General features: G+C 75.3%; 3 protein-coding genes and 1 pseudogene. 1 reads left to right on the forward strand and 3 read right to left on the reverse strand.

Features of this window, described 5'->3' with window-relative positions; translation table 11 throughout:
* Positions 1–663 (reverse strand): annotated as a pseudogene (locus tag AB0O00_RS31840) (chemotaxis protein); the annotation flags it as partial.
* A gap of 240 nt (positions 664–903) precedes the next feature.
* Here AB0O00_RS31840 and AB0O00_RS31845 point away from each other — a divergent pair.
* The gene (locus AB0O00_RS31845; protein ID WP_363657686.1) at positions 904–1,140 is read left to right on the forward strand and encodes a hypothetical protein; all 237 of its coding nucleotides are present in this window, start codon (positions 904–906) and stop codon (positions 1,138–1,140) included.
* A 153-nt stretch (positions 1,141–1,293) separates the two neighbouring features.
* Here the strand turns inward: AB0O00_RS31845 and AB0O00_RS31850 are convergent, their stop codons facing one another.
* Positions 1,294–2,910, reverse strand: a complete 1,617-nt coding sequence (locus tag AB0O00_RS31850) for a sigma-70 family RNA polymerase sigma factor (protein ID WP_363657688.1) — start codon at positions 2,908–2,910, stop codon at positions 1,294–1,296.
* A gap of 135 nt (positions 2,911–3,045) precedes the next feature.
* The coding region (locus AB0O00_RS31855; protein ID WP_363657690.1) for a CAP domain-containing protein at positions 3,046–3,882 on the reverse strand (837 nt) is incomplete at its 5' end.

Below are 3,882 nucleotides of genomic sequence, written 5' to 3' on the forward strand. Positions count from 1 at the left end.
GAGCAGGGAGATCGCCGCCGCCTCGCCGAGCACGTAGAGCGGGCGGGCGTCGGTCTCCAGGACGGCGGCCAGGGCCGTGTCGGCCGAGCGCAGGAAGCGGCGGGTCTCCTCGTCGGTGAAGGTGCTCGGCACGTTCCCGATCCGCTCCGCGCGCTCGACGTCCCAGTCCGGCCCGACCTGGTCGACCGGGAAGCCGCCGTCGTGCGGCACCAGCTTCGGCCCGGAGCCGCTGAACAGGGCGACCCGGTCGGCGGAGACGGTGAGCACCCAGTACGGCGCGCCCGAGACGTACGCGGAGACCAGGTTGCGGGTCAGGAAGGTGTCCGAGACGACGACCCGGGCGGGCACCGGGCGCGGGAGCGACCACACCTGGTGCTCGCCGGGCGCCGCGAAGATCACCAGGCCGTCCTCGGCGTGCACGAGGTCGACCTCGGTGAGCGCGCGGTCCAGCTGCTCGACGACGTCCAGCCGGTCCGCCCGGCTGACCTTCTCGTCGGCCTGCAGCCGGGCCTTCGCCTCGGCGACGAGGTTGCGCAGGCGCACCGGGTCCTGGGTTTTCTCGGGCTCGCTGCGGTGGGTCGGCAGCAGGACGGAGACGGCCGGGTAGCGCCGGGGGCGGCGCAGCTCGGCGAGGACGGCGGAGGTGAGCTCGGCTGCGTGCATCGGGTGCCCTTCGTGTCGCGCGGGGGTCGCGGGTCGCGGGTTTCGCAGGAGTCGGTGACGGTCGGTGAACCCGGCGGGAAGGGATGGGTGGAAAGATCGATTTGCCGGATTCGTTCCGGAACCCCTCCCCATCCCACCCCGCTCCTAAGCCCCCCGCCACCGGAACGCCCGCACGCCGGGTCCGCGCCCCGCGCGCCCCCTGCCCCGTGACCCGTGCGGCGCGGGCTCGTTAGCCCCGGCATGAAGAAGCGCAGCATGCTCGCCGTCGCCTCGCTCGCCGTGGGTGTCGTCGCCTCCCTGACCGCGCCGAGCGCCCACGCCAGCGCCGTGGGCGGGCAGGAGGGGCTGCCCGGGCCGCTCGGCTCGACGGCCGACCTGGCGCCGGGGCAGGTCGGCGACGCGGGCGGCGTGGTCGGGCACGCCACCGGCTACGTGACCGGCCAGGCGGACGGGCTCGTCCCGGTCACGCCCGCGTAGCGGGGCGGGTTTTTCAGCGGGGCGGGTTTTTCAGCGGGGCGGGTTTTTCAGCGGGGCGGGTTTTTCAGCGGGGCCGGTTTTTCAGCGGGGCCGGTTTTTCAGCGGGGCCGGTTTTTCAGGAGAACGGGGCGCTTCCGGGAGAGCCGGGCGCCGTCAGGAGAGCGGGGCGCCGAGGTCCTGGGCCCAGTAGGTGCCGGCCGGTCCGGTGGCGACGCCGACGCCGACGTCCTTGAAGCCGCAGTCCAGCAGGTTGGACTGGTGGATGCCGCCGTCCATCCAGTGCGAGACGACGGTGGACGGGGCGGCCGGGCCGCGGTCGAGGTTCTCGCCCCACTGCGACCAGCGGTAGCCGGCCGCGGTGATCCGGGCGTCGGGGTGGACGCCGTCGGGGTTGACGTGGTCGAAGAAGGCGCGGGCGACCATGTCGTCGGCGTGCTTCTGGGCGGCGCCGTGCATCCGCGGGTCGATCCGCAACGGGGCGCAACCGGCCTTCGCCCGTTCGGCGTTCACGAGGTCGACGAGCTGGCGCTCCAGGCTGGGCGGGGCCGTCGGCTTTGACACGGTCGGAGAAGGGGTCGGCGTCGGCGTCGCCGTGGGGGTGTCGGTCGCGCTCGGGGTCGGGGTCGGCGTGGGCGCGACGGTGACCGGTGCCGGGGGCGGCACCGGGAGGGAGAGCGGCGTCCCGGTCGGGACGTCGGGCGCGGCGGCCGGGGTCGTCGGCTCGGGCGCGGCCTCCAGCGGCTTCTCGGCGGGCGCCGGCCAGACCAGGGCGAGCGTGGTGACCGCCACGGCCGCCACCGCCGCGCTGCTCACGAGGACGGCCTTCTTCGCGGCCAGCCCGGCCCAACCGCCGTGCGAGCCCGCTCCGGAGGCGCCTGCTGCCCCGCCCGCGCCGGCAGAACCCGCTCCCGTCCCCGTGGCGGAGCCGATCACGGCCGCGGCGGCCTTGAAGTGGAGCAGCACCGGCGAGCCCATCGGGATCGGCACCAGCGCGAGACCGGCGAGCAGCCCCTCCGCCGGGAAGAGGTCGCGGCCCAGCCGGTCGCAGGTGGCGCAGCCGCGGATGTGCCGGGCTATTCGCTTGCGCCACACCGAGTTCGGCGTCCCGTCGAAGCCGGCGGTGACCTCGGCGAGCCCCGGGCAGCGCGGGTAGGCGCCGAGCGCGCGGACGACCACGCGCCCGGACTCCAGCTGCTTCTTCATCCGCTGCACCCGGACGGCGGTGTGCTGCGGGCTGAGGTCGAGCGACTCGGCGAGTTCGGCGCGGGTCAGCTCGCCGTTCGCCTCCAGCCACCACAGGGAGAGCAGCTCGCGGTCGTCCGGGTCGAGCCAGCGGGTGGCCTCGGCGACCTCGCGGCGCTGGCCGGAGAGGCCGAGGCGCAGGATGGTGAGGTCGGTGAAGTCGGCGCGGGGGTCGGCGACTTCCCACGTCTCGTCGAGGCCGCCGACGGTCGGCTGCTGCTGGCCGGCGGCGTGCCGGCGGCGGACCTGGTTCATCGTGATCGCGACCAGCCAGGAGCGGAACGACGACGGGTCGCGCAGTCCCTCCAGGCCGTCCAGGGCGCGGATCATCGTCTCCTGGGCCACGTCGTCGACGTCGGCGTGCCCGCCGAGCGCGCGCCCGGCCACGTTGTAGACCAGCGGCAGCCAGGCGGCGACCAGCGCCTCCTGGGCCTGCCGGTCGCCCGCCTGGGCGGCGCGCACCAGGGTCGTCCCGGTGCCGTGCACATCAGTGTTGCGCACGTCAGCGTTCTGCACGTCAGCGTTCATCGTCCGCACTCCGTCTTGCCGTCTTCCGCCCGCCGATGCCTCCTCGGAGACCTCTGGGGAGTGATCAGATAACAACAATTTGCGCGGAATCGGAAAACGGGCCGGTGGCGGGCCCGCGCCGGGGTCACGTCGGGGTCACGCCGGGGCGGCGAACACCTGGGTCCACCACGGGCCGCCGGAGCCGGTCCGGACGCCCACGCCGAGCTGCTTGAAGGCGCAGTTGAGGATGTTGGCGCGGTGGCCGGGGCTGTTCATCCAGGCGTCCATGACGGCTGCCGGGTCCTTCTGGCCGCGGGCGATGTTCTCGCCCCAGGTGCTCCAGCGGTAGCCGGTGGCCTCGATGCGGTGGTCGGCGTGGTAGCCCTCGGGGCTGGCGTGGTCGAAGTAGTTGCGGTCGGCCATGTCGTCGCTGTGCGCCTGGGCGGCGGTGGCCAGGCGGGGCTCGGCGGCGACCGGGTCGCAACCGGCCTTGGCCCGCTCGGCGTTGACGAGGTCGACGACCTGCTGGGCGTACGAGGAGTTCGCGCCGCCGCCGACCGGGGTGGGCGCGGCGGCAGGGGCGGTCGCGGCGGCGGTGGTGCGCTGGGCGGTGGTCGGCTTGGCGGTCGGGGTCGGGGTCGGGGTCGGCTTCGCGGTCGCGGTGGTGGCGGTCGGGGTGGGGGTCGCGGAAGTGGTGGCGGTGGGGGTCGCGGAGGCGGTGACGGAGGCCGTGGCGGTGGCGGTGGGGGACCCGGCGGTCTGGTCGGTCGCGGACAGGTTGACGGGCGCCTGCGGCGCGCCGGACCCGACGCCCGGGCCGCCGCCCGCACCGGGCACCTGGATGCCGTCGTGGGTGCCCGCCTCGGCGGCCAGCAGCGCCTCCAGGGCCACCGCCTGGCCGGGGTCGCGGTCGGTCTGCTTGCCCGCGTACGCCGCGTACCCGGCGCCCGCCAGCGCCGCGAGCAGGCCCGTCCCGGCGACGGCGACGACCAC

The organism is Kitasatospora sp. NPDC093558 (assembly GCF_040683475.1).
Lineage (GTDB): Bacteria > Actinomycetota > Actinomycetes > Streptomycetales > Streptomycetaceae > Kitasatospora.

What these genes read in the sequence shown, in the direction of transcription:
- AB0O00_RS31850 (WP_363657688.1), bottom strand. Translation starts at nt 2,910, where the DNA reads ATGAACGCTGACGTGCAGAACGCTGACGTGCGCAACACTGATGTGCAC.
- AB0O00_RS31845 (WP_363657686.1), top strand. Translation starts at nt 904, where the DNA reads ATGAAGAAGCGCAGCATGCTCGCCGTCGCCTCGCTCGCCGTGGGTGTC.